The organism is Nocardioides immobilis (genome assembly GCF_003515065.1).
In the GTDB taxonomy this organism is placed as follows: Bacteria; Actinomycetota; Actinomycetes; order Propionibacteriales; family Nocardioidaceae; genus Nocardioides; species Nocardioides immobilis.
The window spans coordinates 40,954-65,678 of sequence record NZ_QXGH01000013.1; the positions used below are offsets into that span (position 1 = coordinate 40,954).

Annotated in this window: 22 protein-coding genes and 1 tRNA gene; 13 read left to right on the plus strand and 10 right to left on the minus strand. The window is 70.7% G+C overall.

Features of this window, described 5'->3' with window-relative positions; genetic code table 11:
* Nucleotides 1-7: 7 nt before the first annotated feature.
* Complete coding sequence (araA, locus tag D0Z08_RS09030) at nt 8-1,510, plus strand: L-arabinose isomerase (protein WP_118924834.1); 1,503 nt, start codon at nt 8-10, stop codon at nt 1,508-1,510.
* A gap of 5 nt (nt 1,511-1,515) precedes the next feature.
* A complete protein-coding gene (locus D0Z08_RS09035; protein WP_118924836.1) occupies nt 1,516-2,511 on the plus strand; it encodes an aldo/keto reductase in 996 nt (331 codons plus the stop codon).
* A gap of 3 nt (nt 2,512-2,514) precedes the next feature.
* Here D0Z08_RS09035 and D0Z08_RS09040 read toward each other — a convergent pair whose 3' ends face one another.
* The 3 genes from D0Z08_RS09040 to D0Z08_RS09050 all read right to left on the minus strand — a co-directional run bounded on the left by D0Z08_RS09040 (nt 2,515) and on the right by D0Z08_RS09050 (nt 5,706).
* Entirely contained in the window at nt 2,515-2,880 is a 366-nt protein-coding gene (locus D0Z08_RS09040) for a DUF779 domain-containing protein (RefSeq protein ID WP_118924838.1), read from the minus strand.
* A gap of 4 nt (nt 2,881-2,884) precedes the next feature.
* On the minus strand, nt 2,885-4,408 hold the full coding sequence (exaC, locus tag D0Z08_RS09045; RefSeq protein WP_118924840.1) for an acetaldehyde dehydrogenase ExaC: 1,524 nt from the start codon (nt 4,406-4,408) through the stop codon (nt 2,885-2,887).
* A gap of 92 nt (nt 4,409-4,500) precedes the next feature.
* The gene (locus D0Z08_RS09050; RefSeq protein WP_118924842.1) at nt 4,501-5,706 is read right to left on the minus strand and encodes a GAF domain-containing protein; all 1,206 of its coding nucleotides are present in this window, start codon (nt 5,704-5,706) and stop codon (nt 4,501-4,503) included.
* Nucleotides 5,707-5,845: 139 nt separating this feature from the next.
* On the opposite strand from D0Z08_RS09050, the gene D0Z08_RS09055 reads away from it, so the two are divergent.
* Nucleotides 5,846-5,933: transfer RNA gene (locus D0Z08_RS09055), tRNA-Ser, on the plus strand.
* Between the two features lie 89 nt (nt 5,934-6,022).
* On the opposite strand, the gene D0Z08_RS09060 is transcribed toward D0Z08_RS09055, so the two are convergent.
* Nucleotides 6,023-6,241 carry a hypothetical protein gene (locus D0Z08_RS09060; protein ID WP_118924844.1) on the minus strand — a complete coding sequence of 73 codons (219 nt, stop codon included), beginning with the start codon at nt 6,239-6,241 and terminating at the stop codon, nt 6,023-6,025.
* Nucleotides 6,238-7,668 carry a glycosyltransferase family 2 protein gene (locus tag D0Z08_RS09065; protein WP_220454121.1) on the minus strand — a complete coding sequence of 477 codons (1,431 nt, stop codon included), beginning with the start codon at nt 7,666-7,668 and terminating at the stop codon, nt 6,238-6,240. Before D0Z08_RS09065 ends, D0Z08_RS09060 begins: the two co-directional genes overlap by 4 nt.
* Before the next feature lie 170 nt (nt 7,669-7,838).
* Between D0Z08_RS09065 and D0Z08_RS09070 the strand changes: the two genes are divergently transcribed.
* Nucleotides 7,839-9,938: a putative bifunctional diguanylate cyclase/phosphodiesterase gene (locus D0Z08_RS09070; RefSeq protein WP_118924845.1), complete on the plus strand. Its 2,100-nt coding sequence runs from the start codon at nt 7,839-7,841 to the stop codon at nt 9,936-9,938.
* Here the strand turns inward: D0Z08_RS09070 and D0Z08_RS09075 are convergent.
* Entirely contained in the window at nt 9,935-11,038 is a 1,104-nt protein-coding gene (locus D0Z08_RS09075) for a response regulator (protein WP_118924847.1), read from the minus strand. The genes D0Z08_RS09070 and D0Z08_RS09075 overlap by 4 nt on opposite strands.
* Before the next feature lies 1 nt (nt 11,039).
* Nucleotides 11,040-12,710 carry an ATP-binding protein gene (locus D0Z08_RS09080; RefSeq protein WP_118924849.1) on the minus strand — a complete coding sequence of 557 codons (1,671 nt, stop codon included), beginning with the start codon at nt 12,708-12,710 and terminating at the stop codon, nt 11,040-11,042.
* Between the two features lie 203 nt (nt 12,711-12,913).
* Here D0Z08_RS09080 and D0Z08_RS09085 point away from each other — a divergent pair, with 203 nt between their 5' ends.
* Complete coding sequence (locus D0Z08_RS09085; RefSeq protein ID WP_182481240.1) at nt 12,914-13,474, plus strand: calcium-binding protein; 561 nt, start codon at nt 12,914-12,916, stop codon at nt 13,472-13,474.
* Nucleotides 13,475-13,493: 19 nt separating this feature from the next.
* On the opposite strand, the gene D0Z08_RS09090 is transcribed toward D0Z08_RS09085, so the two are convergent.
* Together D0Z08_RS09090 and D0Z08_RS09095 are read right to left on the minus strand one after the other, a co-directional pair.
* Nucleotides 13,494-14,318: an SDR family oxidoreductase gene (locus D0Z08_RS09090; protein WP_118924853.1), complete on the minus strand. Its 825-nt coding sequence runs from the start codon at nt 14,316-14,318 to the stop codon at nt 13,494-13,496.
* A complete protein-coding gene (locus D0Z08_RS09095) occupies nt 14,318-15,847 on the minus strand; it encodes an aldehyde dehydrogenase family protein (RefSeq protein ID WP_118925094.1) in 1,530 nt (509 codons plus the stop codon). Before D0Z08_RS09095 ends, D0Z08_RS09090 begins: the two co-directional genes overlap by 1 nt.
* A gap of 124 nt (nt 15,848-15,971) precedes the next feature.
* Here D0Z08_RS09095 and D0Z08_RS09100 point away from each other — a divergent pair, with 124 nt between their 5' ends.
* From D0Z08_RS09100 to D0Z08_RS09120, 6 genes are all read left to right on the plus strand, one after another.
* Nucleotides 15,972-17,177, plus strand: a complete 1,206-nt coding sequence (locus tag D0Z08_RS09100; protein ID WP_147381374.1) for a PucR family transcriptional regulator — start codon at nt 15,972-15,974, stop codon at nt 17,175-17,177.
* 123 nt (nt 17,178-17,300) lie between these two features.
* Entirely contained in the window at nt 17,301-18,110 is an 810-nt protein-coding gene (locus D0Z08_RS09105) for an alpha/beta fold hydrolase (protein ID WP_118924857.1), read from the plus strand.
* 13 nt (nt 18,111-18,123) lie between these two features.
* Complete coding sequence (locus D0Z08_RS09110) at nt 18,124-19,656, plus strand: flavin-containing monooxygenase (RefSeq protein ID WP_118924859.1); 1,533 nt, start codon at nt 18,124-18,126, stop codon at nt 19,654-19,656.
* Nucleotides 19,657-19,670: 14 nt separating this feature from the next.
* Entirely contained in the window at nt 19,671-20,369 is a 699-nt protein-coding gene (locus D0Z08_RS09115; RefSeq protein ID WP_281271713.1) for an AurF N-oxygenase family protein, read from the plus strand.
* Entirely contained in the window at nt 20,252-20,629 is a 378-nt protein-coding gene (locus D0Z08_RS33360) for a diiron oxygenase (protein ID WP_281271719.1), read from the plus strand. Before D0Z08_RS09115 ends, D0Z08_RS33360 begins: the two co-directional genes overlap by 118 nt.
* 7 nt (nt 20,630-20,636) lie before the next feature.
* Nucleotides 20,637-22,244 (plus strand): FAD-dependent oxidoreductase, encoded by a 1,608-nt coding sequence (locus tag D0Z08_RS09120; RefSeq protein ID WP_118924861.1) that lies wholly within the window; start codon nt 20,637-20,639, stop codon nt 22,242-22,244.
* Here the strand turns inward: D0Z08_RS09120 and D0Z08_RS09125 are convergent.
* Nucleotides 22,228-22,926, minus strand: a complete 699-nt coding sequence (locus D0Z08_RS09125; protein ID WP_118924863.1) for a TetR/AcrR family transcriptional regulator — start codon at nt 22,924-22,926, stop codon at nt 22,228-22,230. The two genes, D0Z08_RS09120 and D0Z08_RS09125, sit on opposite strands and share 17 nt — an antisense overlap.
* 122 nt (nt 22,927-23,048) lie before the next feature.
* Here D0Z08_RS09125 and D0Z08_RS09130 point away from each other — a divergent pair, with 122 nt between their 5' ends.
* Both D0Z08_RS09130 and D0Z08_RS09135 read left to right on the plus strand, forming a co-directional pair.
* Nucleotides 23,049-24,251 (plus strand): lipid-transfer protein, encoded by a 1,203-nt coding sequence (locus D0Z08_RS09130; protein ID WP_118924865.1) that lies wholly within the window; start codon nt 23,049-23,051, stop codon nt 24,249-24,251.
* 35 nt (nt 24,252-24,286) lie between these two features.
* Nucleotides 24,287-24,718 carry a type II toxin-antitoxin system Rv0910 family toxin gene (locus tag D0Z08_RS09135; RefSeq protein ID WP_118924867.1) on the plus strand — a complete coding sequence of 144 codons (432 nt, stop codon included), beginning with the start codon at nt 24,287-24,289 and terminating at the stop codon, nt 24,716-24,718.
* Nucleotides 24,719-24,725: the final 7 nt, after the last annotated feature.

Here is a 24,725-nt window from a genome sequence, read left to right on the forward strand (position 1 = left end):
GGGACCCATGTCTGACAACTCGCCCGAGGTGTGGTTCCTGACCGGGAGCCAGTCGCTCTACGGACCGGAGACGCTCGACCAGGTCGCCGCTCAGTCGCAGGACATCGCGGCCCGGCTCGCTGCCTCCGGCGACCTGCCGGTCGACGTCGTCTGGAAGCCGGTGCTGCTCGACGCCGACGCGATCCACCGCCAGATCCTCGAGGCCAACAGCGCGCCCGAGTGCGTCGGCGTGATCGCGTGGATGCACACCTTCTCGCCGGCGAAGATGTGGATCGCGGGGCTCGACGCCCTGCAGCAGCCGCTGCTCCACCTCCACACCCAGGCGGGCATGGAGCTGCCGTGGTCGACCATCGACATGGACTTCATGAACCTCAACCAGGCCGCCCACGGCGACCGCGAGTTCGGCTACATCCAGGCCCGGCTCGGGATCGCGCGGAAGACCGTCGCCGGCCACGTCAACAGCCCCGTCGTGCGACAGCGGATCGCCGACTGGTGCCGGGCGGCGCTCGGCCGGGCCGACCTGCGCGGCCTGCGGCTGGCGCGGTTCGGCGACAACATGCGCGACGTCGCCGTCACGGAGGGCGACAAGGTGGAGGCCCAGCTGCGGTTCGGCGTCTCGGTCAACACGTACGGCGTCAACGACCTGGTCGCCGTCGTCGACGACATCGGCGAGGAGGAGATCGACAAGCTCGTCGCCGAGTACGCCGACCTCTTCCGGGTCGTCCCGGAGCTCCTGCCCGGCGGCGAGCGGCACGACGCCCTCCGCTACGGCGCCCGGATCGAGGCGGGGCTGGGGACCTTCCTCGAGGACGGCGGGTTCCACGCGTTCACCACGAACTTCGAGGACCTCGGCGGGCTGCGCCAGCTGCCGGGGCTCGCCGTCCAGCGGCTGATGGCCGACGGCTACGGGTTCGGCGGCGAGGGCGACTGGAAGACGTCGGTGCTGCTGCGGGCGACGAAGGTGATGGCCGCCGGGCTGCCGGGCGGCACGTCCTTCATGGAGGACTACACATACCACCTGGTCCCCGGCGAGGAGAAGATCCTCGGCGCGCACATGCTCGAGGTCTGCCCGTCGATCACGAGCAGCAGGCCGTCGCTGGAGATCCACCCGCTCGCGATCGGCGGCCGCGAGGACCCGGTGCGGCTGCGCTTCACCGCGGACCCGGGCGCGGGCGTGGTCGCCGGGCTGTCGGACCTGGGGGACCGGTTCCGGCTCACGGTCAACGAGGTCGACCTGGTCGAGCCCGACGCGCCTCTCCCCGAGCTTCCGGTGGCGTGTGCGGTGTGGGAGCCCCGGCCGACCCTGGCGACGTCGGCCGAGGCCTGGCTGATGGCCGGCGCGCCCCACCACACCGTGCTGTCGACCGCCGTCGGGGTCGACGTGCTCAGCGACTTCGCCGAGATGACCGCGACCGAGATCGCGGTCATCGACGCCGACACCAGGCCGCGCACGTTCCAGCGCGAGCTCCGCTGGAGCGCGGCCTACCACCGGCTCGCCGGGGGGATCTGAACGACGTGGAGCAGCGCACCCTCGGGCGGACCGGCCGCGACGTCTCGGTGATCGGGCTCGGCACCTGGCAGCTCGGCGCCGACTGGGGCGAGGTCACCGAGGAGGCGGCGCGGACAGTGCTGGAGGCCTCGGCGGAGGCGGGCGTCACGTTCTACGACACCGCCGACGTCTATGGGGACGGCCGGAGCGAGCAGATCCTGCGCCGGTTCCTCGCCGATCATGCGGACGCGGGTCTCACCGTGGCCACCAAGATGGGCCGACGGATGGAGCAGGTGCCCGCCAACTACCGGCCCGACCACTTCCGCGCATGGATCGACCGTTCGCGACGCAACCTCGGCATGGACCAGCTCCACCTGGTGCAGCTGCACTGTCCGCCGTCCGCGGTGATCGACGACGACGCGACCTACGACGCCCTGGACGCGCTGGTCGAGGAGGGCTCGATCGCGGCGTACGGCGTCAGCGTCGAGACCGTCGGCCAGGCGTTGAGCGCGATCGCCCGGCCGCAGGTCGCCTCCGTCCAGGTCATCCTCAACGCATTCCGCCTGAAGCCGCTCGAGCAGGTCCTCCCCTCCGCAGCCGAGGCCGGCGTCGGCATCATCGCCCGGGTGCCGCTGGCCTCTGGTCTCCTGTCCGGCAGGTACGACCGCACGACGACTTTCGCAGCGGACGACCATCGCAGCTACAACCGCGACGGCAGCGCCTTCGACGTGGGAGAGACGTTCTCCGGCGTCGACTTCGAGACCGGGATCGCTGCCGCCGACGAGTTCGCCGGTCTGGTGCGCGCGCACCTGCCTGCCGAGGTCACCACCGCCCAGGCCGCCCTGGCCTGGGTCGCCCAGCAGCCCGGCGTCAGCACGGTGATCCCCGGTGCTCGCAACCCCGCGCAGGCGCGGTCGAACGCCGCCGCTGCAGGGGTCGGACCGCTCCCCGAGGGGCTCCGCGACGGCGTCCGCCGGATCTATGAGGAGCGGATCCGCGCGTCGGTCCACGACCGCTGGTAGGAGTCAGACCACTGCGTCGTCCATCAGTCGCGAACGGATGAGGAACCGCACGCCGTACGGCGCCTCGAGCGAGAAGCCCGCGCCACGTCCCTCGACGACGTCGATGGTGAGGTGGGTGTGCGACCAGTACGCGAACTGCGACCGCGACATCCACACCGGCACGGGCCGCTCGAGGCCGATGTCGAGGTCGCCGAGGTGGATGTCCGCGTCGCCGAGCAGGAAGTCGCCTTCCGGGTAGCACATCGGCGAGGACCCGTCGCAGCAGCCGCCGGACTGGTGGAACATGACCGGGCCGACTGCGCCGACGAGGCGGCGGAGCAGTTCCGCCGCCTCGTCGGAGACCGCGACCCGGGAGGGTGAGTGGGTCATCGGCTCAGAAGAACCCGAGCGCGTTGGCGTCGTACGACACCAGCAGGTTCTTGGTCTGCTGGTAGTGGTCGAGCATCATCTTGTGGTTCTCGCGTCCGATGCCGGACTGCTTGTAGCCGCCGAAGGCCGCCGCCGCGGGGTAGGCGTGGTAGCAGTTGGTCCAGACCCGGCCGGCCTGGATCTCCTTGCCCGCGCGGAACGCCTGCGAGCCGTCGCGCGACCAGACGCCGGCGCCGAGGCCGTAGAGCGTGTCGTTGGCGATCTTGAGCGCGTCCGCCTCGTCGTCGAAGCCGGTGAGGGAGACCACCGGGCCGAAGATCTCCTCCTGGAAGATCCGCATCGAGTTGTCGCCCTCGAAGATGGTCGGGGTGACGTAGTAGCCCTCGGCGAGGTCGCCCTCGAGGACGTTGCGCTCGCCGCCGGTGAGCAGCTTCGCTCCCTCGCGGGTGCCGATGTCGATGTAGGACAGGATCTTCTGCAGCTGGTCGTTGGAGGCCTGCGCACCGATCATCGTGGTGTCGTCGAGCGGGTTGCCCTGCTTGATCTGCTCGGTCCGCCGCACCGCGTCGTGGACGAAGTCGGAGTAGATGCTGCGCTGGACGAGCGCGCGACTCGGGCAGGTGCAGACCTCGCCCTGGTTGAGGGCGAACATCGCGAAGCCCTCGAGCGCCTTGTCGTAGAACGCGTCGCGCTCCTGCGCCACGGACTCGAAGAAGATGTTCGGGCTCTTGCCGCCGAGCTCGAGGGTGACCGGGATGATGTTCTGGCTGGCGTACTGCATGATCAGCCGGCCGGTCGTCGTCTCACCGGTGAACGCGACCTTCGCGATCCGGCTGCTCGAGGCGAGCGGCTTGCCGGCCTCGACGCCGAACCCGTTGACGACGTTGAGCACGCCGGCCGGCAGCAGGTCGCCGACCAGCTCGATCAGCTTGAGGATCGACCACGGGGTCTGCTCCGCAGGCTTGAGCACGACGCAGTTGCCCGCCGCGAGCGCAGGCGCGAGCTTCCACACGGCCATCAGGATCGGGAAGTTCCACGGGATGATCTGGCCGACGACGCCGAGCGGCTCGTGGAAGTGGTAGGCGACGGTGTTCGCGTCGATCTCGCCGATCGAGCCCTCCTGGGCGCGGAGCGCTCCCGCGAAGTAGCGGAAGTGGTCGACAGCGAGAGGCAGGTCCGCGGCGAGGGTCTCGCGGACCGGCTTGCCGTTCTCCCAGGTCTCCGCGACCGCGAGCTCCGGGAGGTGCTGCTCCATCCGGTCGGCGATCTTGTTGAGGATGTTGGCGCGTTCCGTGGCCGACGTCTTGCCCCACGTGGGGAAGGCGGCGTGGGCGGCGTCCAGGGCGGCGTCGATGTCCTCGGCGGTGCCGCGGGCGATCTCGGTGAAGGGCTTGCCGTTCACCGGCGAGATGTTCGCGAAGTAGTCGCCCTTGACCGGGTCGACCCACTCGCCGCCGATGTAGTGGCCGTAGCGGCTGTCGACGGAGACGAGCGAGTCCGGCTGGCCGGGTGCTGCGTAGACGGTCATGAGGTGCTCCCTAGAGATGGCGGGTGTGACGGTCACCACACGTTAGGAAGCAGCACGTTGCGCGGACGTTGCGCTGCCGATGCGCCGTCGAGCTAGCCGAGCTCGCGGTCGAGGCGGGCGATCTGACCGTCGACCAGGGCGCGCATGGGTGAGGCGGCGGACACCACCATTCGCTGGGACTGCCACATCTCGTAGTCGTCGCGCCCCCAGCCGGACCGGGTCCACGCCGACATCAGGTCGGGGGCGCCGGACCGCAGCAGGGCGTGGCGCAGGGAGGACTCGAGCTCTTCCCGGATCCGTACGACGCCCGGCGCGGTCGAGCGCGGCAGCACCGGTCCGTCGTACCCCCTCATCGCGGAGCGGAGGTCTCCGGCCGCGAGCTGCGCGCCGACGGCGAGCCAGTCACCTGTGACCGGAGCGGTCAGTCGGTAGGGCCGGGACGCGAGCAGGTCGTCGCCGAGCAGGCCGCGGAGCCGGTTCAGCTCGGCGCGGAGGGTCGAGGACCCGCCGTCCTCCTCGTAGAGGAGCACCGCGAGCTCGTCACCGCTCAGCCCGGTCGGCGCCGCGGCGAGCAGCGCGACGATCTCGCTGTGGCGGCGCGACAGCCGGAACTGCCCGAGCCGGTCGCGGCCGTCGGCGATGCGCACCAGGGCCTCGTTGCGGCCGAGCAGCTCGAGCACGACCTGCAGCCCCGAGGCCTGCGGCGGGGCGTCCGGACGCGGCAGGTGGCGGGCGAGCTCGGCCTCGGCGAGCCGGGCGGCGGCCCGCACCATCGCCATCGTCTGGGGTACGACGAGCTCGTCGCCACCGGTCACGTCGAGCACGCCGAGCAGCTGGCTGGTGCCGGGGTCGTGGATCGGCGTCGCGGCGCAGCTCCACGAGCGGACGCTCGAGCGGAAGTGCTCGTCGCGGGTCACGGTGGCCTCGCGCCCGGTCGCCAGGGCGAGGCCGGGCGCGTTGGTGCCGGCGACGCGCTCGTCCCAGTTGCTGCCCTCGACGAAGCCGATCCGCTCCGCCTGGCGCCGGGACTCCGAGCTCCCGCAGATCCAGAGCAGGTTGCCGTCGGCGTCGGCGAGCGCCATCACCGCGCCGCACGCCCGCACCTCGCGCCCGAGCACGTCGTCGAGCAGCGGGTAGATCCGCGCCAGCGGGTGCGCCTCCCGCCGGCCGCGGAGGTCCGAGTCGTCGAGCGCGATCGGGGCGTCCTGCTGCCCGATGTCGACGCCGGCGGCGGCCGAGCGCTCCCAGGACGCCACGACCTCGGCCCGCATCGGGGCCAGGCGCGGATCCTCGGTCATGATCCCAGTAGACATCGGCGTCCCACAGACGTGCATCGTTTCGGGTGACGACCGTCGCTCGCCAGACGTTGCAACCACGTTGCATCCGGCCCGGTGCTCGATTTCAACGACACCTTCCCCCTCCGGTAACCTTCCCCGCGGTGGCGTGTCCGAGCGGCCGAAGGTGCATCACTCGAAATGATGTGTGGGGCAACCCACCGTGGGTTCAAATCCCACCGCCACCGCCACGGGAAGCTGGGATTTTCTCCAGTTCCCGAAACCCCGTCCAGGGTTCACCTGGGCGGGGTTTCTCGTTCCGTGGCCGGGTCGGCCGGCTCTACAGGTGGCCGTCGGGGTGGATGCTGCGGGTCTCGGCGCGCTGGTAGCGGCGCGGCAGCCAGTCGGCCGGGTAGATCTTGGGCAGCGCCTTCGCGATGGCCAGGACGACGTACATGACGGTGTTGACCGCGACGAACGCCCCCAGCGCGGCGTAGAGGTGGGAGTGCAGGAACGACTCCGGGAGCAGGATCCCGAGCGGGGACAGGAAGGCGGTCATGTCACGACCCCGTCCCTATGCTGCGCTGTGGCTGGACCACGTGGCCCCACGAGGCGCCCCGGCCGGCCCAGATGTCGAGGACGCCCTTGACGTAGACGACGTCGAGGAACATCGCGTACAGCAGCTCGGGCAGGAGCAGGGCCGCGAGCAGCCGCGCGCGCCAGCCGCCGTCCCAGACGCTCACGATCCGCTCGAGCGTGAACAGGCCGCCCAGGCCGAGCCAGAAGGGGAACCACACCCAGCTGTCGAACGACACGGCCATGAGCACCATCAAAGGTCAGGTACGTCGCCAGCGCGATGACGCCGTACCCGATGCCGAGCTGCTGCGCCCAGTAGCGGAGGGTCTGCGGCCGGAACCCGTAGGCGCCGAGGTTCTCCAGTGCGCCGCGTTGCCAGCGGAGCCGCTGCACCCACAGGCTCCGCCAGGTCGGCATCAGCTCGGTCACCACCGTGCATTCGGAGGGTGAGATCACGAGCGCGCCGAGGGTCTTCAGCGCCAGGGTGATCTCGTTGTCCTCGGTCAGCACCTCGGTGTCGTAGACGTCGCCGGGCACGCCGGGAAGCGTCGAGTCGCGCTCCTCCGCGACCCAGCGCAGCGCCCGCGACCGGAACACGGTCGCCGTTCCGGTCAGGACGAACACCCGCCCGCGCCGCCGGCGCAGGTCACGGGCGTACCGCGTGTACTCGTTGCGCTGGAACTGGCCGAGCAGGCCATGGCCCTCCTCGCCGTGGAAGAGGCCACCGATCGCCATCAGCGCCCGGTCGTCGCTCATCCTGCGGACCGCGGACTCGAGGAACCCGTCGTCGAGCACCGTGTCGGCGTCCATCACCATCACCAGGTCGTTGTCGCCCAGCAGCGGCAGGAGGCCGTAGAGGACCTGGTTGAGAGCACCCGCCTTCTTCCGGTAGTTGCCGATGGTCTCGAAGACCTCGATCCCGAGGCTCCGGGCGATGTCGGCCGTACCGTCCGTGCAGTTGTCCGCCACGACGATCACCCGCTCGGGACGGTGGGACTGCTCGAGCAGGGAGACCAGGGTGGCTCTCAGGCCGCGCTCCTCGTTGTGGGCGGGGATGAGGACCGTGAGGGTGACCGGACCGGCGTAGACACCGCGGGTCGCTGCCATCACGAGCTTCGGCGCGAGCGGCCGGGACAGGTGATCGGCACTGCGCCGGTCCCGGGTGGAGACCCGCCGCTCGAGCACCGCGACGCCGGCCGCGAGGACCAGGGCGAGGACCGCAGCCAGGGCGATCATCCGGGCGGACGGCACGGCGGTGTCGTAGAACACGTCCCACGCACCGACGACGGCGCGCGACGGCCGGGTGTCGACCACGTCGGTGGTCCATGACAGCGACCCCCACAGCAGCGCGGCGCCGAGCGCCGCGGTGCCGAGGATCAGCAGTCCGACCGCACGTTGCAAATCCCTCATCCTCATCCCCTCCGGGTCGAACGTAGGGGTGGCGGGCGGCGGCTCGCGCCGATTTCCGGCCCGAATAGTCCGATCGAGCCAGCAGATCGGGCCGATAGGCCCCCTTCCGGGACGTTCCGCTGCATCGCCGCAGCGCTGTTCCTACGCTGGGTCCTCCGAAGGAGGCAGGGATGCAGGCGGAGGACGCCGCGAGGTTCGACCACGAGGAACGGCTGAGGCTGGTCATCGAGGCGGTTCCGAACGCCATGATCATGGTCAACGACCGGGGCCGGATCGTGCTCGTGAACTCCGAGGCGGAGCGGGCGTTCGGGTACAGCCGCGCCGAGCTGTTGTCGATGCGCGTCGAGCAGCTCCTGCCCCACCAGTTCCGAAGGTCGCACGAGGGCTATCGCGCGGAGTTCTTCGCCACCCCGGACCGGCGTGGCATGGGGCTCGGTCGCGAGCTCTTCGGCCTCCGCAAGGACGGCACCGAGATGCCGATCGAGATCGGCCTCAACCCGATCACCATGGGCGACGAGCAGTTCGTGCTCGCGGCCGTCATCGACATCACCGAGCGGCTCCGGGGACAGGCAGCGGCAGACGCAGCTCGCGACCACCAGCTCCGTCGGTCGATCCTCGACACGATTCCCTTCAGCATCATCGCCACCGATGCCGGTGGCCGGATCCTCACCGCCAACCCGGCCGCGTTGTCGCTGCTCGGCTACCGGTCGGAGGAGCTGATCGGGTCGTGGCTCACCAAGATCGACGCCGAGCCGCGGGAACGGTCCGCGGACGGCTCGCCGTCGTTCGCCGATGCGGTCGGCGCCGAGGTCGAGTGGACGTACCGACGCAAGGACGGGCGCCTGATCCCCGTCAACGAGGCCGTCGTGGACCTCCGTGGTGACGATGCCGGCCAGACCGGGTTCCTGTTGGTCGCGTACGACATCACCAAGCGCATCGAGGGCCGGGCGCGGGTGCAGTTCATGGCCAACCACGACGCGCTGACGAGCCTGCCCAACCGGGCCATGCTGATGAGGCACCTGGACGAGACGATCGCCAAGGCTGCGGGCAATGGCACCGGGGTGGCGCTGCTGCTCCTCGACCTGGACCACTTCAAGCGGGTCAACGACTCGCTCGGTCACCACGTCGGCGACGAGCTGCTCCTCGAGGTGTCGGAACGGCTGCTGGGGTGGATCCGGAGAGGCGACCTCGTCGCTCGCCTCGGCGGCGATGAGTTCGTGGTCGTGTTCGGCGGGATCGGCGCGCGCGACGACGTGACCGAGAGGCTCGACGAGCTGCAGACCGCGCTCGGCCCGGTGGTGGTGCAGGGGTACGAGCTGGTGGTGACGGCGAGCACCGGAGGCGCGGTCTACCCGCACGACGGGACCACCGCGTCCCAGCTCCTCAAGCACGCGGATGTGGCGATGTACCGGGCCAAGGCCGCGGGCCGCAACAACGCCCAGTGGTTCGAGCCGACCATGCTGGAGGACATCAACGACAAGCTCTCGCTGTCCGCCCGGCTGCGGCAGGCGCTCGTGGCCCGTGAGCTGTCGACGGTGTACCAGCCGCAGATCGACCTCCGGACCGGGATGCTCGTCGGGTTCGAGGCTCTCGCCCGGTGGTGGGCCCCTGACATCGGCTCGGTCTCGCCCGAGCGGTTCATCCCGGTGGCCGAGGACAGTGGCCTGATCCAGGAGCTCGGGGGCTGGGTGCTGAGGAAGGCCTGCGCCGACATCGCCGAGCTGCAGCACGAGCTCGGCAGAACGCTGCGCCTGGCCGTGAACGTCTCTCCCCGCCAGCTGCGGGGCACCTCCTGGCTCGACGAGGTCCTGGCTGCGCTCGCCGAGTCGGGTCTCGAACCGGGCCAGCTCGAGCTGGAGATCACCGAGGGCCTCCTCATCGACGACCACGGTGACGCGGTGGACCTGCTCGACCGGATGCGCGACCACGGCGTACGGATCGTGGTCGACGACTTCGGGCGCGGCTACTCCAGCCTCGCCTACCTGACCCGCTTCCCGATCGACAAGATCAAGATCGACAAGTCCTTCGTCCACCAGATCGAGTCCGTCGACGCCGGTGCCGCCATCGTCGACGCGATCATCGTGATGGCGCACGCCCTGGGCCTGGCCGTCGTCGCCGAAGGGGTCGAGACGACGGAGCAGCGCCGCTACCTGAGCGCGCGTGAATGTGACGAGGTGCAGGGATATCTGTACAGCCACGGCCTACCGCGGGACGAGGTGGCGGCTGCGGTCCGCAGGATCGAGGCCGGCGAGGACGTCGGGGTCTCCTAGGCCGGCGCGAGGGCGACCTGGCGCACGGTCTCCGCGATGTTCATGCTCATGCCCTTCTCGACGTAGCGGAGCGCGCCCGCGGCCACCGCTCGGTCGGCCATCATGGCGTCGTCGAAGCCGGACAGCACGATCACCCTGGCGCGGGGGGCGGCCTGCTGGATCCCCGCCAGCGCGGTGAGGCCGTCGAGCCGCGGCAGGGCGAGGTCGAGCACGACGACGTCCGGCTGCAGCGCGGCCGTTCGTTCCACTGCTTCGACTCCGTCGGCGGCCTCGCCGACCACCTGATGGCCGCCGGCCTCGATCTGCGCGCACAACAGCTCGCGCACCTGGGCGTGGTCGTCGACGACGAGGACCCGCACCGGCCGTTCCCGGGTCTGCGCGGCCGGTCGCTCGGGGAGCGCCGAGTCCAACGAGGAAGGCGTGCTGCGCATCAGGTCACCGGGTACCAGCGGGGTGCCGTCCGGGTTGACGAGCAGGTTGTTCATCATGGTGCGGGCGGCACTCAGCACCATCTCGAGGTTCGCGGCGGCGCCGGCGCGGTCGCCGGTCTCCATGCACATGACGGCAACGGTCAGGCCCTGCACCAGGTTGTCGTTGATCTCGAGGGACTGCCGGCGGCGCACCTGGGCCTCCCGGAGGTTGGCGACCAGCTCCTCCCGCGCCCGCTCGGCAAGCATCCGCTCGGTGATGTCGAGGCACGTTCCGCGCATCCGCACGGGCGTGCCCTGGTCGTCGGTGATGACCTCGCCGTTCGACGAGAGGTAGCGCACCTCGCCGTCCGGCCGGACGATGCGCTCGACCATCTGGTAGCCGCCGCCGGTCTGGTAGGCGCGCTGGTGGATCTGCTCGATACGCTCCCGGTCCTCGGGGTGGACCATCGAAAGGAAGCGAGCGTACGTCGGGTTGAACGACTGTGGCTCGTACCCGTAGATCCGGTAGAGCTGGTCGGACCAGGAGTTGGTGTCGCTCGCGATCTCCCAGTCGTAGTCGCCCATCGACGCCAGCTGTTGGGCGCTGTCCACGCGGGCCCGGAGATCCGCCAGGGCCGCCTCCGCCTGCTCGAGCGCCGCCGTGAGCGACTCCTCATCGCGGTGGTTCATGTCAGTGCCTTTCGGTGCTGGCGAGGACGGGGATCGCCGCTCGCGTCGTCGTGATGGGTTCGGAGGACGGGGACTGCCACGGCGGAAGCCGGAACTCGACGGCGATGCCGGGGCCGGAGCGGCGGGACCGAGCGGTGATGTCGCCGCCGTGGCGCTCGACGATGCGGCGGCAGATGCTGAGGCCGAGCCCGGTGCCCGGGTAGGCGTCGCCGTGCGCCCGGGTGAACTCGTCGAAGATCGCGTCGTGGCTTCCGACCGGCAGGCCGATCCCGCGGTCGGCGACGGACACCCACACCATGCCGTCCCAGTGGCAGCGGCCGGTCACCTCGACCTGCGGCCGCTCCCCCGGGGCGACGTACTTGAGCGCGTTGCCGATGAGGTTGTCGAGCAGGCCCCGCAACAGGGGCGCGTCACCGGCGACCGGCGGGATGGCCTCCACCCGGATGACGTCCGCCTGACCTCGGGACTCAGCGATCTCGACCGCCAGCACGGCCAGGTCGACCCGCCCCTCGGCCACCTTGCCGTCGCGAGCGATGGCGTCGGCCAGCAGGCCGGCCACGAGGTGGCGCATCTGCCCGGTGGATGCCTGGATCCGTCGCAACATCTCGAGCTCTCGGGCCCGCTGCGCCGAGTTCTGCGGCGTCGCCGCGAGCTGCGTGTCCAGCAGCCCGGCCCAGCCGTCGATGACCATCAACGGCTGTTGGAGGTCATGGGCCGCTCGTCGGGCAAACGCCTCCAGGTCGCGTTGGCGCTGGGCGAGCTCGGCGCTCAGGCCGATGCTCTGCTGTCGTCCGGAGGAGAGGAACAGGCCGATCATGATGGTCATGCCGGCGAACAGCTGGGCCAGCAGCGCGTTGCCGGTCGCCGAGTCCGCCTCCGTGAACAGCCCGTGGCCGGTCAGGGTGAGCCAGATGATCGCGAGCCCGCCGAGGACCGCATGCAAGGACACGACGAGCGGTGGGAACCGCAGGCCCGCCCAGACCGTGATCGCGGGGAGGAGGAAGGCGAACGGGAGACCCGTGCCGTAGTCGAGTCCGGCGATGCTCACCGTCGCAGCGATCGCGGTGAGGGCCTCGAGCGCCCGGCTGCCGGACGGCGTCTTGGGGCTGGGTCGGTTGGTCAGCCGGTGGACGAGCAGCAGGCCGGTCGTGCCCACGGCGAGCACTCCGCACACGTTGCGGCCCCACCACGTCAGCGCCGAGGCGGGGGAGAACGTCGCGCCCGCCAGCTCAAGCCCGGCGAAGCCGAGCAGGGTCCCGAGAAGGCAGCCGAGTGCGGCGGCGCCGAGGAACCGCAGGAGACTGCCGGGTGTCTCGAGGGGCGGCCGGCCGCCACGGCGCCCGAGCTCGGGGCACCAGCGCCGCACCAGGAACACGACGAGTGCGACCTGGGCGAGGTTGGCCGCGATGGGCACCGCGATCAGGTCTGCCGGCCCGGAGCGGGTGGCAACGTTGACGGCGAGCGTCGCGGCGGTGACCAGGACCGCGCTGACGACCGCGGTCGTACGGCGGGTGAGGGTCAGGAACCACAGCACCGCCACGCCCGTCGCGGGCCAGACCAGCGACATCGAGCGGTCGTCGACCGCTGTGGCCCGGCCGATCAGCGCAGCTGCGACGTACAACGCCGTCGCGACCGCGATCCCCAACACCGTGTGCTGGCGCACCTTCTCCATCTCGTTCCCCTCCTCGACCGAAGGTAGGGCGATCGAGACGCCCGGGGAGCCGGAATCGACTGCGATTAGTCACTCCGGGTGAGCAAGTCGAACCGAACGGCTCGTTCATGGCGTCGGTCTCTCCGGCGCCATCAGGCAACCTCACCTGCTCCCGCGCGTCTTCACCTGTACGGACAAGGACGCAGGGTGAAGGAGACAGCGTCATGGGACGAGCACGACAGGTAGGAATGGGCGCGGTGATCGCGCTCGGGCTGGGACTGGCAGCGCCGGCGTGGGCGGCCGACGAGCCGACGCAGGGTGACGACCTCATCGAAGGGACGCACCAGCGGGACCGGATCGACGCCCTGGGCGGCGACGACAGGATCTACGGCTACCGCGGCGACGACGAGCTCCGCGGCGGGCCGGGGGATGACAAGGTCATGGGCGGCCGCGGCAGCGACCTGCTCCTCGGTGGGGACGGTCGCGACTCGATCGTGGGTGGTCCCCGGGGCGACTCCCTCTACGGGCACGCCGGGGCCGACGTCCTCCGGGCCGGGGCGTACTACGACATCATCGTGCCCGGCAACGGCCCCGACGAGGTCCACGCCGGTCCGGACGATGACGAGATCTACGTCTCCAACGACGGCCAGCCGGACGTGATCTTCTGCGACGGAGGATTCGACTGGGTCGAGATCAGCCTCCGGTGGCACCAGCGCCGCGACCCGCTCGACCGGTACGTCGACTGCGAGTCGGTCTACGTCGACCGCGACGGCGTGCCGAGCTGACGGTTGCGGACGTCAGAAGTCAGTTGTCCCGGATCCGGTCCAGGTAGCCCTGGCGTGCGGCGGTGTCCACGTCGTCCAGGAAGACGTCGTCGGCGCCGAGCTTGGCGGCGAGGCCCTCGGCGACGCGACGTGGGACGAACTTCATCGCCGTAACCATCCCGCCGGCGACCTTGGTCACGCGCACGAACGGCTTCGGCTTGGCGATCAGCTCGGCGGTGGCGCGGGCGATCTCCTCCGGCTCGGCGTTGCGGATTCCCTTGGCGCCTTCCGTGCCCGCCACCAGCTCGGTGTTGGTGAACGTCGGCCGCACGGTGGAGACCCGGATCCCGGTCTTGCGGTACTCGAGCCGCACCGCCTCGGTGAACCCGATCACCGCGTGCTTGGTGCCGCAGTACGTCGCCAGCCCCGGTACGGCGAGCTCGCCCGCCAGGGACGCGGTGTTGATGATGTGGCCGCGGTCGCGCGGCAGCATCCGCTCGAGCGCCTGCTTCGTGCCGTAGATGACGCCGAGGAGGTTGATCTCGACCTGGCGCCGGGTGACCGCGTCCTGCTCCTCGTGGGTGTGGCCGGTCGGCATGATGCCGGCGTTGTTGACCAGGACGTCGAGCTCGCCGACCTCGGACTCGACGAGGTCGAGGAACGCACGGAACGACGAGGGATCGGTGACGTCGAGGCGGGCGTAGGTCTCGATGCCGAGCTCGAGCGCTGCCTCCTTGAGCCGGACCTCGTCGATGTCGCCGATCGCGACCCGACAGCCCTGGTCGAGCAGCTCCCGGGCGGTCGCATAGCCGATGCCGCGGGCGCCGCCGGTGATCGCGACGACCTTGCCGGCGAGGTCGCTCATCAGCTGCTGATCTTCCGGCCCAGCCCGAGCCGCTGCTTGAGCCCGCGCCCGGACACGGCGCGCAGCACCACGTTGGCGATCGCCGTACGGCGGTTCGAGTAGGGGTACCAGGCCAGCTCGTTGGCCATGGTCGGGATCCGTGGGGCAGTCACCGCCTGGACCTTGCAGTACTTGTGCATCCCGTACTTGCCGCCCAGCCGGGCGCCGACGCCCGACTCCTTCCAGCCGTTGTGGGGGAGTCCGGCGGCAAACAGGTTGCTGAACGCGTCGTTGATGTTGACCGCACCGGCGTCGAGCCGGCGGGCGACCTGCTGGCCGCGCGCGACGTCGCCGGTCCAGACCGTGGCCGAGAGGCCGTACGGCGAGTCGTTGGCCATGCGCACGGCCTCGTCCTCGTCGGCCACCTTCATCACCGGGATGGTCGGGCCGAACGTCTCCTCGGTGATGCAGGTCATCGAGTGGTCGACATCGACCAGCACGGTCGGGGCGAAGAAGTTGCCCTTCGCGCCACGCTTTCCGCCGGTGAGGACGCGCGCGCCGGCCGCGACCGCCTCGTTCACGTGGCGCTCGGCGATGGCGACCTGGTTGGCGGTCACCATGGCGCCGACGTCGTTGCCCTTCGCGACGCCCTGCGAGAGACCCTGCACCTTCGCCGTGAGCCGCTCGACGAACTCGTCGTAGACCGGCTCCTCGACGTACACGCGCTCGATGGAGATGCAGACCTGGCCGGAGTTGAACAGGCCGCCCCAGGCGATGCCGTTGACGGTGCGGTCGAGGTCGGCGTCGGCGAGCACGATCGCGGGGTCCTTGCCGCCGAGTTCGAGGCTGTAGGGCTTGAGCAGCTCCGCGCAGCGGACGCCGATCTTGCGGCCGGTCGCGGTGGAGCCGGTGAACTGCACGTAGTCGGCCGCGTCGACGACGGCAGCGCCGGTCTCGCCGAGCCCGGTGACGTTGGCGATCACCGCGGGTGCGCCCATCTCGTGCCAGCCCTCGATCATCCGGCCGCAGGCCAGCGGGGTCTCCTCCGACGACTTCGACAAGATGGCGCAGCCGGCCGCGAGTGCGGGCGCGGCATCCATCAGGAAGAGCGTGATCGGGAAGTTCCACGGGGTGATCAGGCCGACCACCGGGTGCGGTGAGAACACCTTGGTGAGCTTCTTCGGCATGCTCAGGGGGCCGGTCGGCTTGACCTTCTCGTCGGCCATGTACTCCGCGGCGTGGTCGGCGTAGTAGCTGATGAACTCGCACGACGCCATCACCTCGAGGGCAGCGTCGTTGCGGACCTTGCCGGTCTCCGAGATGAGCAGGTCGATGAGCTCCTCGGAGTGGCCGAGGATCCAGTCGCGCCAACGCCGAAGCCACTGGGCACGGCCGTCCGGGCCGAGCTTCTCCCAGCCGACCTGGGCCATCCGCAGCTCGGCGGCCGCCGCGTTGACCGCGGTGGCGTCAGTGACCGGGACAGTGCCGACGAGACTCCCGTCGGCGGGGTTGCGGACCTCGAGTACGGCGGGGGTGGTGTCGACGCTCACGAGCGGCTCCTTGTGGTGCACCGGGCTGGATCATCTCCGATGGTGCTCGATGCAGCCGAGGCGGTGGAAGGGTGGATCCGGCCAAGAGCAACGTCATCGACTGTGCATGGCGCACAATCGGCAGATGGACGAGCACGAAGCAGCCGTGGCGGCGTGGATCCGGTCGTTCGCCGTCGAGACCCTGGCGTCGGACGAGACCGACCGGGTGGTGCGGCTGCTCAACGAGCAGATCGCCGAGCAGGTCGCCGTGATCGGCCGCGACCCCGACCTGCGGGCCGCCCTCGACGCGAGCACCCGCGCCCAGCTGCGGTCCTTCGTGACCCACCTGGTCAATCCCGGCGAGCTCCGGCCGCCGGAGGAGGCCTTCGTCCTGGCGCGCGAGTTCGCCGCGCGCGGCGTCGAGATGGCCTCGCTCCTCGAGGTCTACCGCTCCGGGCAGCAGGCGGCGCTGGCCTACGTGACCGCCGTGGCCCGGGACGCCGACCTGAATCCGGAGCTGGTCTCCGGCGCGCTGATCACGGTGTGGAGCCAGGCGATCGAGTGGTTCTCCCACTCGGTCGAGCAGCTGATCGGGGCGTACGGCGAGGAGCGCGAGCGCTGGCTGCGCAGCGCCCTCACCCGGCGGACCCAGCTGGTGGCGACGATCCTCGCCGGCGACCGGGTGGACGTCGGCGAGGCGGAGCGCGCCCTCGGCCACTCGCTCCGGCGGCAGCAGACCGCGGTGGTGCTGTGGGAGGAGGCGCCGCGGGCCGAGGGTGACCCGGTCGCGCGGCTGGAGGCCGAGGCCGTCCGGCTCGCCGCTCGGTTCGGGGCGGCGCGACCGCTCGTCGTACCGTCCGGTCCGGCCGAGGTCTGGGCGTGGCTGGCCAGCGACCTGCCGCCGGACGCCGATGACGTGCGCGCGGCCGAGGTGCCCGCGGGGGTCCGGGTCGCCGTCGGCGTGACCGCTCCCGGGCTGGACGGCTTCCGCGACTCGCACCGCGAGGCCGTGGCCGCGCGCGACCTCGCGGACGTGCTGCCCGCGTCGCTCGTCGCCTACGCCGACGTCGAGGTCGTCTCCCTCCTGTCCCGGGACCGGGCGGCCGTGGCCGCGTTCGTACGACGCGAGCTCGGTGCCCTGGGCGCGGACGACGACGCGGCGGCCCGGCTCCGTGAGACCGTCCTCGCCTACCTCGAGGCCGGCATGGACGGCGCGGCCGCGCGGCTGGCGATCCACCGCAACACGGTCCGCTACCGGCTGCGCCAGGCCGAGGACCTGCTCGGCCGGCCGGTCACCGAGCGGCGGCGGGAGCTGGAGCTGGCGCTGTTGTGCGCGTCCGCCCGGGTGTGACCCAGGTCGTCCGTGGCCTGGGTCACATTCGCTCGATGACAAAGCAAGCGACCCTGTAAACATCTACCGTGTACAACCTGTACAGCTAACTTTGGGCAGCGTTGCCCGTGAGGCGGTAAGTGGATGCTGGCGTACGAGCGGTTCGGAACTGGTGAGCCCCTGGTCCTGGTCCACGGGATCAGTCACCGGCGGCAGGCCTGGTACCCGGTGGCGGAGCAGCTTGCCGAGCAGCGCGAGGTGATCCTGTTCGACCTCCCCGGCCACGGTGAGTCCCCGGACCTGGTCCGCGACGGCCGGCCGGTCAAGGACGTCCTCCAGCAGGAGCTCATCGCGCTCCTCAGCGAGCTCGACCTCGACCGCCCGCACATCGCCGGCAACTCGCTCGGCGGCCGGATCGCCCTCGAGGCGGCGGTCGACGGGCTGGTCAGCAGCGCGACCGGGCTCTCCCCGGCCGGGTTCTGGAAGGGCAACCTCGACTTCGCCTACATCCGCGCCCACTTCGCCGTACTCCTCGCCGCTGCGCGGCTGACCCAGCCGCTGGCGCCGTCGCTCGCCCGGTCCGGCGTGGCGCGCAAGCTGATGCTCGGGTCGCTGATGACCCACGGCGAGAACCTCGACCGCGACCGCGTCGTCGGCGACCTCAACAGCATGATCGCCGCGCGGCACGCGCTGAAGACGATCATCGCCGGTGGCTACCCGTTCGACGGTGAGCTCCCGGCCGACATCCCGGTCACGATCGCCTGGGGCACCAAGGACCGGCTGCTGCTGCCCTACCAGGCCGAGCGCGCTCGCAGGCAGCTTCCCAACGCCGAGCACCTCTGGCTCGAGGGCAGCGGCCACGTGCCGATGTCCGACGACGTCGAGGGCGTCGTCGACGTACTGCTGCGCGGCTCCTCGCAGGGCCTGCGGTCCAGCGTCGCCGACGTTGCCTGATCGGAGATCAGACATGACCGACACCCATGACTTCGACGTGCTCATCGTCGGCGCCGGCCTGTCCGGCATCGGCGCCGCGTGCCACCTGGTGCGCGAGAAGACGGGCAAGTCGTTCGCGATCCTCGAGCGCCGCGCGGCCGTCGGCGGCACCTGGGACCTCTTCACCTACCCGGGCATCCGCTCCGACTCGGACATGCTCACGTTCGGCTTCAACTTCCGGCCCTGGAACGACACCTTGGTGCTGGCCGACGGCCCGAGCATCAAGCAGTACGTCGCCGAGACGGCCGAGGAGTACGGCGTCGCCGACCACATCCGGTTCGGCCGGCGGGTCGTCCGTGCGAGCTGGTCCTCCGCGGCTGGCTGCTGGACGGTCGAGGTCGACTCGCAGCAACCGGGCGGTGCGCGCGAGACCTACACCAGCCGGTTCCTGATCGGCGCCACCGGCTACTACAACTACGACGAGGGCCACCGCCCGGTCTTCCCCGGCGAGGAGACCTTTCGAGCAGCGGGCGGGCAGGTCGTGCACCCGCAGTTCTGGCCCGAGGACCTCGACTACGCCGGCAAGCGCATCGTCATCATCGGCAGCGGCGCGACCGCGATCACCCTGGTGCCGGCGATGGCGACCGGCGACGGCGCGGCCGGTCACGTCACGATGCTGCAGCGCTCGCCCACCTACATCATGCCGGTGCCCGAGACCGACCCCGTGGCCTCGCCGCTGGCCAGGCTCCGGGTGCCTCCCGGGGTGATCTACCGGAGCGGTCGGCTGCGCAACATCGTCCTCCAGCAGGCGGTCTACAAGCTGTGCCGCGCGCAACCGGCGCTCGCCCGCCGGGTGCTCCTCGCCGCCGTCCGGGCCCAGGTCGGGAAGCACGTCGACATGCGGCACTTCACGCCGTCGTACAACCCGTGGGACGAGCGGCTCTGCGTCGTGCCCAACGGCGACCTGTTCCGCGTGCTGCGGCGCGGCGAGGCGTCGATCGCGACCGACCACATCGACACCTTCACCGAGACCGGCATCCGCTTGAGGTCCGGCGAGGAGCTGCCGGCCGACATCGTCGTCAGCGCCACCGGCCTGCAGATCCAGCTCGCCGGCGGCGCGGAGCTGGAGGTCGACGGCGTGCCGGTCGAGACCCGCGAGCGGATGCTCTACAAGGGCGTCCTGATGGACGGTGTCCCGAACTCGATGTTCGTCATCGGCTACACCAACGCCTCCTGGACGCTGAAGGCCGACCTCGCCAGCGAGTACTTCTGCCGGCTCATCAAGCACATGGACGCGCACGGTCACGACCAGGTGCTCCCCGTCGCCGACGACGCCGACCGCTCGGACGTCTCGGTGATGGGTGACTCGATGCGCTCGGGCTACATCCAGCGCGGCGACGCCGTGATGCCGCGCCAGGGCAAGCGGATGCCGTGGCAGATCCGCAACGACTACTTCCGCGACGCACCGGTGCTGCGCCGCGGCGCCATCGAGGACCCCGTCCTCCGGTTCAGCGCCACCCCCGCCACCGTCGACGAGCAGACCGCGGCCCCGGCCGCGGCTGTCTGAGAGGAGTCCTTTTCATGTCTGCTGTGCAGAGCTACGAGGAGAAGCTGGCCACCCTGAGCGAGGGCTCGGTCCGGCTGTCCTTCAACGCGTTCAAGGACATCCCGTGGGACGACCCGGCGTACGCCATCGTCCCCGACGACGAGCGGTGGATCCTGCCGACCGTCGACCCGTTGGGTGGTCACGAGTGGTACCGCTCGCTGCCACGCGATCGCCAGATCGAGATCGGCATGGCCCGGATGGCCAACATCTGCAAGGTCGGCTGGCAGTTCGAGAACGTGCTGATCAAGGGCGTCATGGAGTACCTCATGGACGTGCCCAACGGCTCCCCGGAGTTCCGGTACCTCATGCACGAGGTGACCGAGGAGACCCACCACATCCAGATGTTCCAGGAGTTCGTCAACCGCACGGGCGCCGACATCCCCGGCGCGGCCGGCTGGTTCCGGGTGGTCCAGTCCGTGCTGCCGGTCTTCGGCCGGCTGCTCCCCGAGATCTTCTTCACCGGCATCCTCGCCGGCGAGGAGCCGATCGACCACCTGCAGAAGGCGATCCTGCGCACCGGCGGCGACCTGCACCGCTCATCGTGCGGATCATGCAGATCCACGTGGCCGAGGAGGCGCGGCACATCTCCTTCGCCCACGAGTTCCTCGCCCGCAAGGCGCCGACGCTCAACCCGGTCCGCAAGGCGCTGCTGTCCGTCGCCTACCCGATCGTGATGCGGGTCCTGTGCGACGTCATCGCCACGCCCACGAACCAGTTCATCAAGCAGTACGACATCCCCAAGGAGGTCATCAAGGACCTCTACTGGGACGCCCCGGAGTCGGAGAAGCTGCTGCGCGACCTGTTCGCCGACGTCCGCGTCCTCGCCCACGAGGCCGGCCTGATGAACCGCGTCTCGACGGTGCTGTGGAAGCGGCTCCGCATCGACGGCCGCCCGGCCCGCTACCGCAGCGAGCCGGCGCCGAAGGCCGCCTAGGACCACCGTGCCGTACGTCGTCACCCAGTCCTGTTGCAGTGACGCCGCCTGCGTCCTCGCCTGCCCGGTCAACGCCATCCACCCGGCGCCCGGTGAGCCCGGCTTCGCCGAGGCGGAGATGCTGTACGTCGACCCCGTCACCTGCGTCGACTGCGGCGCCTGTGCCACGGCCTGTCCCGTCGACGCGTTGCAGCCGCACACGAAGCTGACCGACCAGCAGCTGCCGTTCGTCGAGATCAACGCCGGCTACTACCGGGACCACCCGCACGCGGACCGGACCCCGCTCGCCCTCGTCCCGAAGCACCGCGCCTCGCGCACCGAGGGGCTGCGGGTGGCCGTTGTCGGAGCCGGCCCGGCCGGCATGTACGCCGCCGACGAGCTGCTCAAGCTCCCCGGCGTCGAGGTCGACGTCTTCGACCGGCTGCCGACGCCGCACGGCCTCGCCCGGTACGGCGTCGCCCCCGACCACCCGAAGACGAAGCAGGTCATCGAGCTGTTCTCGCAGATCGAGAGGGAGCCGGGCTTCCGCTACCGGCTCAACGTCGAGGCGGGCACCGATGTGAGCGTCGACGAGCTGCGGTCGTCGTACCACGCGGTCATCTACGCCGTCGGCGCGGCGACCGACCGCCGGCTCGGGGTGCCCGGCGAAGACCTGCCCGGCAGTGTCTCGGCGACCGTGCTCGTCGCCTGGTACAACGGCCATCCCGACGCCGACGACAACGACTACCCGCTCGCGAGCGAGCGCGCGGTGGTGGTCGGCAACGGCAACGTCGCGCTCGACGTCGCCCGGATCCTCACCAGCGACCCTGACCGGCTCGCCACGACCGACATCTCCGACCGCGCCCTGCTGGCGCTGCGCGACAGCTCGATCCGCGAGGTCGTGCTGCTCGGCCGCCGTGGTCCCGCCGACGCGGCGTTCACGCTGCCAGAGCTGATCGGCCTGTCGAACCTCGACGACATCGACGTCGCGGTCGAGGGTGAGGTCGCGGTGACGTCCGCCAAGACCCAGATCCTCGCCGAGCTCGCCGCCCGCACCCCCGCCCCCGGCCGCCGTCGGATCGTGCTCCGCTTCCACGCCGCTCCGGTGCGGATGCTGGGTGACGATCAGGTCGAGGGGATCGAGGTGGTCCGCACGGAGGTCGTCGACGGCCGTGCCGTGCCGACCGGCGAGACCGAGCAGATCGAGGCCGGCCTGGTGCTCCGCGCGATCGGCTACCGGGCGCGCCCGGTGTCGGGCCTGCCGTTCGACGAGGACCGCGCGCTGGTCCCCAACGATGGCGGCCGGGTCGAGCCTGGTCTGTACGTCGGCGGCTGGATCAAGCGCGGCGCCACCGGCTTCCTCGGCACCAACAAGTCGTGCTCCAAGGAGACCGTCGACCGGCTGCTCGACGACCTGGACGCCGGGCTGCTGACGGCGCCGACGTCCGTCGTACCGCCGTTCGAGTACGAGCTGGACCACCGCGGCTGGCTCGCGATCGACCGGGCCGAGCGTGCTCTCGGAGAGGTGGCCGGGCGGCCGCGGGTGAAGCTGACGGACCGCCCTGCCCTGCGTGAGGCCGCCGTACCGGCCGTCCGTCGCAACGCGGGACGGGCCCGGGTCAGAGCAGGGCGCTGACGCGGGTCCGGCGGGTGAGCCGGATCCCGAGGCCGGTGGCCTGGCTCTGCAGGACCGCCCAGACCGACTCGGTGAGCAGCTCGGCGAGCACGTCGACCGGCGCGCGGTCGGCGGGGTTGCTGTGGACCCACCGGTTGACGGCACCGTCGATCAGGCCGACGACGCCGTAGGCCACCGGATCGGTGAGGGCCGCGTCGACGCCTGCCCGCGCGGCCGCCTCCCGGAGCAGCTGGTTGACGTGCTGGGCGACGGCCGACCGGCTGCCGGTGGCGGACCGGGAACCTTCCGCCGCGCGGGTGATCGCGCCGGTGCCGAGGAAGTGGTGGAGGAGCGGGTGGGCGGCCACCCATTCCACGTACGTCGTCACGGCGTCGGTCAGCGCGGAGTGGGCGGTCGAGCCCGGGTCGAGCTTCGGAAGCGCCACCGCCACCAGCCGCGTGAAGATCTCGGCCCTGAGCTGCGCCTCGAGGTCGTCCCGGTCGCGGAAGATCCGATAGACCACCGACCTCGGCACGCCCGCGGCGTGGGCGATGTCGCGCACGGACACTCCGTGGCCGACCTCGTCGACCAGGTCGACCGCGGCCGCGAGGATCCGCTCGCGCCGCTCCGCCGTGTGCTCGTCCCAACGCGTCGCGCGGCCGTCGAGCAGCTGCTCGTCGGTCGAGGTCGGGACGGAGGCCATCGCACCAAGATAGCCGCTCGGACCCCTTGACTGGACACCTTGTCCAACATAGTTTTCCGGACATCAGAGTTCCTTGGACATCTTGTCCAAGGTAGGTCCCGCAACGGTCGGAGGCAGCAGTCGTGAGTGGCAAGGTGTTCGTCGTCGGAGTCGGCATGACGAAGTTCGAGAAGCCCGGCTCCCGGGAGTGGGACTACCCCGACATGGCCCGCGAAGCGGGCACCAAGGCGCTCGAGGACGCCGGCATCGACTACCGCGAGATCGAGCAGGCGTACGTCGGCTACGTCTACGGCGAGTCGACCTCGGGGCAGCGCGCCCTCTACGAGCTCGGCATGACCGGCCTGCCGATCGTCAACGTCAACAACAACTGCTCCACCGGCTCGACGGCGCTGTTCCTGGCGGCCCAGGCCGTGCGCAGCGGCAGCGCCGCCTGCGCCCTCGCACTCGGCTTCGAGAAGATGCAGCCCGGCTCGCTCGGGTCCACGTTCGACGACCGTGAGCAGCCGATGCTGCGCCACCTGCTGGCCCTCGCCGAGCTCCAGGAGTTCGCGCTGCCGCCGGCGCCGTACATGTTCGGCGCCGCCGGCAAGGAGCACATGGAGCGCTACGGCACCACCGCCAAGCAGTTCGCGAGGATCGGCGTGAAGAACCACCGGCACTCGGTCAACAACCCCTACGCGCAGTTCCAGGACGAGTACACGCTCGAGGAGGTCCTGGCCGCGAAGACGATCTACGGCCCGCTGACCAAGCTGCAGTGCTCGCCGACCTCCGACGGGTCGGCCGCGGTCATCCTCGCCGGCGAGGACTTCGTGGACCGCCACGGCCTCGGCGACCAGGCCGTCGAGCTGGTCGGCCAGGCCATGGTCACCGACATGAACAGCACCTTCGACGACAAGTCCGCGATCTCGCTGGTCGGCGCCGACATGACCCGCAAGGCCGCCGAGAAGGTCTACGTGCAGGCCGGGATCACCGCCGACGACGTCGACGTCATCGAGCTGCACGACTGCTTCTCGACCAACGAGCTCCTCACCTACGAGGCGCTCGGCCTCTGTGGCGAGGGCGAGGGCGGCAAGCTCGTCGACAACGACGAGACGACGTACGGCGGCCGCTGGGTCGTCAACCCGTCCGGCGGCCTGATCTCGAAGGGCCACCCGCTCGGCGCCACCGGTCTCGCCCAGTGCAGCGAGCTCACCTGGCAGCTGCGCGGCACGGCCGACGCCCGGCAGGTCGCCTCGGCCGCCACCAAGGACGGCGTCGCGCTCCAGCACAACATCGGCCTCGGCGGCGCGGTCGTCGTCTCGGCCTACCGCCCCGCCAACCGTTGACCTTCCGTCCCACCACCAACACCTCAGGAGAACCCGTGGCTACCGTTTCCGTGTCCAAGCACATCAACACCTCGGTCGAGAAGGGCTGGGCGAAGCTGCTCGACCTGCCCACCTGGGAGGAGTGGCTGACGCTCCACGTCAGCTGGAAGGGCGACCTCCCGACCACGGTCGAGGAGGGCACCCGGCTGACCGAGGTCGTGTCCGTCATGGGCATGGCCAACAAGATCGAGTGGACCGTCGAGGAGCTCGACGAGCAGAGTCGGGTCAAGATCTCCGGCCAGGGCATGGCGGCCGTGAAGGTCTCGATCGACTTCAGCATCAAACCCGACGGCGAGGGCTCCGAGGTCGCGATCGAGGCGTCCTTCACCGGCGCCATGATCGTCGGCCCGATCGGCCTGGCGGTCGGCAAGGCCGCCCAGAAGGACATCGACGAGTCCCTCGAGAAGTTCGCCGCGCTGGTCGGCTGACCGGCCG

Excerpts from the sequence above, each read along its gene's own strand:
- araA (WP_118924834.1), top strand. The coding sequence starts at position 8 with ATGTCTGACAACTCGCCCGAGGTGTGGTTCCTGACCGGGAGCCAGTCG.
- D0Z08_RS09040 (WP_118924838.1), bottom strand. The coding sequence starts at position 2,880 with ATGACCCACTCACCCTCCCGGGTCGCGGTCTCCGACGAGGCGGCGGAA.
- exaC (WP_118924840.1), bottom strand. The coding sequence starts at position 4,408 with ATGACCGTCTACGCAGCACCCGGCCAGCCGGACTCGCTCGTCTCCGTC.
- D0Z08_RS09050 (WP_118924842.1), bottom strand. The coding sequence starts at position 5,706 with ATGACCGAGGATCCGCGCCTGGCCCCGATGCGGGCCGAGGTCGTGGCG.
- D0Z08_RS09060 (WP_118924844.1), bottom strand. The coding sequence starts at position 6,241 with ATGACCGCCTTCCTGTCCCCGCTCGGGATCCTGCTCCCGGAGTCGTTC.
- D0Z08_RS09065 (WP_220454121.1), bottom strand. The coding sequence starts at position 7,668 with ATGAGGGATTTGCAACGTGCGGTCGGACTGCTGATCCTCGGCACCGCG.
- D0Z08_RS09070 (WP_118924845.1), top strand. The coding sequence starts at position 7,839 with ATGCAGGCGGAGGACGCCGCGAGGTTCGACCACGAGGAACGGCTGAGG.
- D0Z08_RS09075 (WP_118924847.1), bottom strand. The coding sequence starts at position 11,038 with ATGAACCACCGCGATGAGGAGTCGCTCACGGCGGCGCTCGAGCAGGCG.
- D0Z08_RS09080 (WP_118924849.1), bottom strand. The coding sequence starts at position 12,710 with ATGGAGAAGGTGCGCCAGCACACGGTGTTGGGGATCGCGGTCGCGACG.
- D0Z08_RS09085 (WP_182481240.1), top strand. The coding sequence starts at position 12,914 with ATGGGACGAGCACGACAGGTAGGAATGGGCGCGGTGATCGCGCTCGGG.
- D0Z08_RS09090 (WP_118924853.1), bottom strand. The coding sequence starts at position 14,318 with ATGAGCGACCTCGCCGGCAAGGTCGTCGCGATCACCGGCGGCGCCCGC.
- D0Z08_RS09100 (WP_147381374.1), top strand. The coding sequence starts at position 15,972 with ATGGACGAGCACGAAGCAGCCGTGGCGGCGTGGATCCGGTCGTTCGCC.
- D0Z08_RS09105 (WP_118924857.1), top strand. The coding sequence starts at position 17,301 with ATGCTGGCGTACGAGCGGTTCGGAACTGGTGAGCCCCTGGTCCTGGTC.
- D0Z08_RS09110 (WP_118924859.1), top strand. The coding sequence starts at position 18,124 with ATGACCGACACCCATGACTTCGACGTGCTCATCGTCGGCGCCGGCCTG.
- D0Z08_RS09115 (WP_281271713.1), top strand. The coding sequence starts at position 19,671 with ATGTCTGCTGTGCAGAGCTACGAGGAGAAGCTGGCCACCCTGAGCGAG.
- D0Z08_RS09125 (WP_118924863.1), bottom strand. The coding sequence starts at position 22,926 with ATGGCCTCCGTCCCGACCTCGACCGACGAGCAGCTGCTCGACGGCCGC.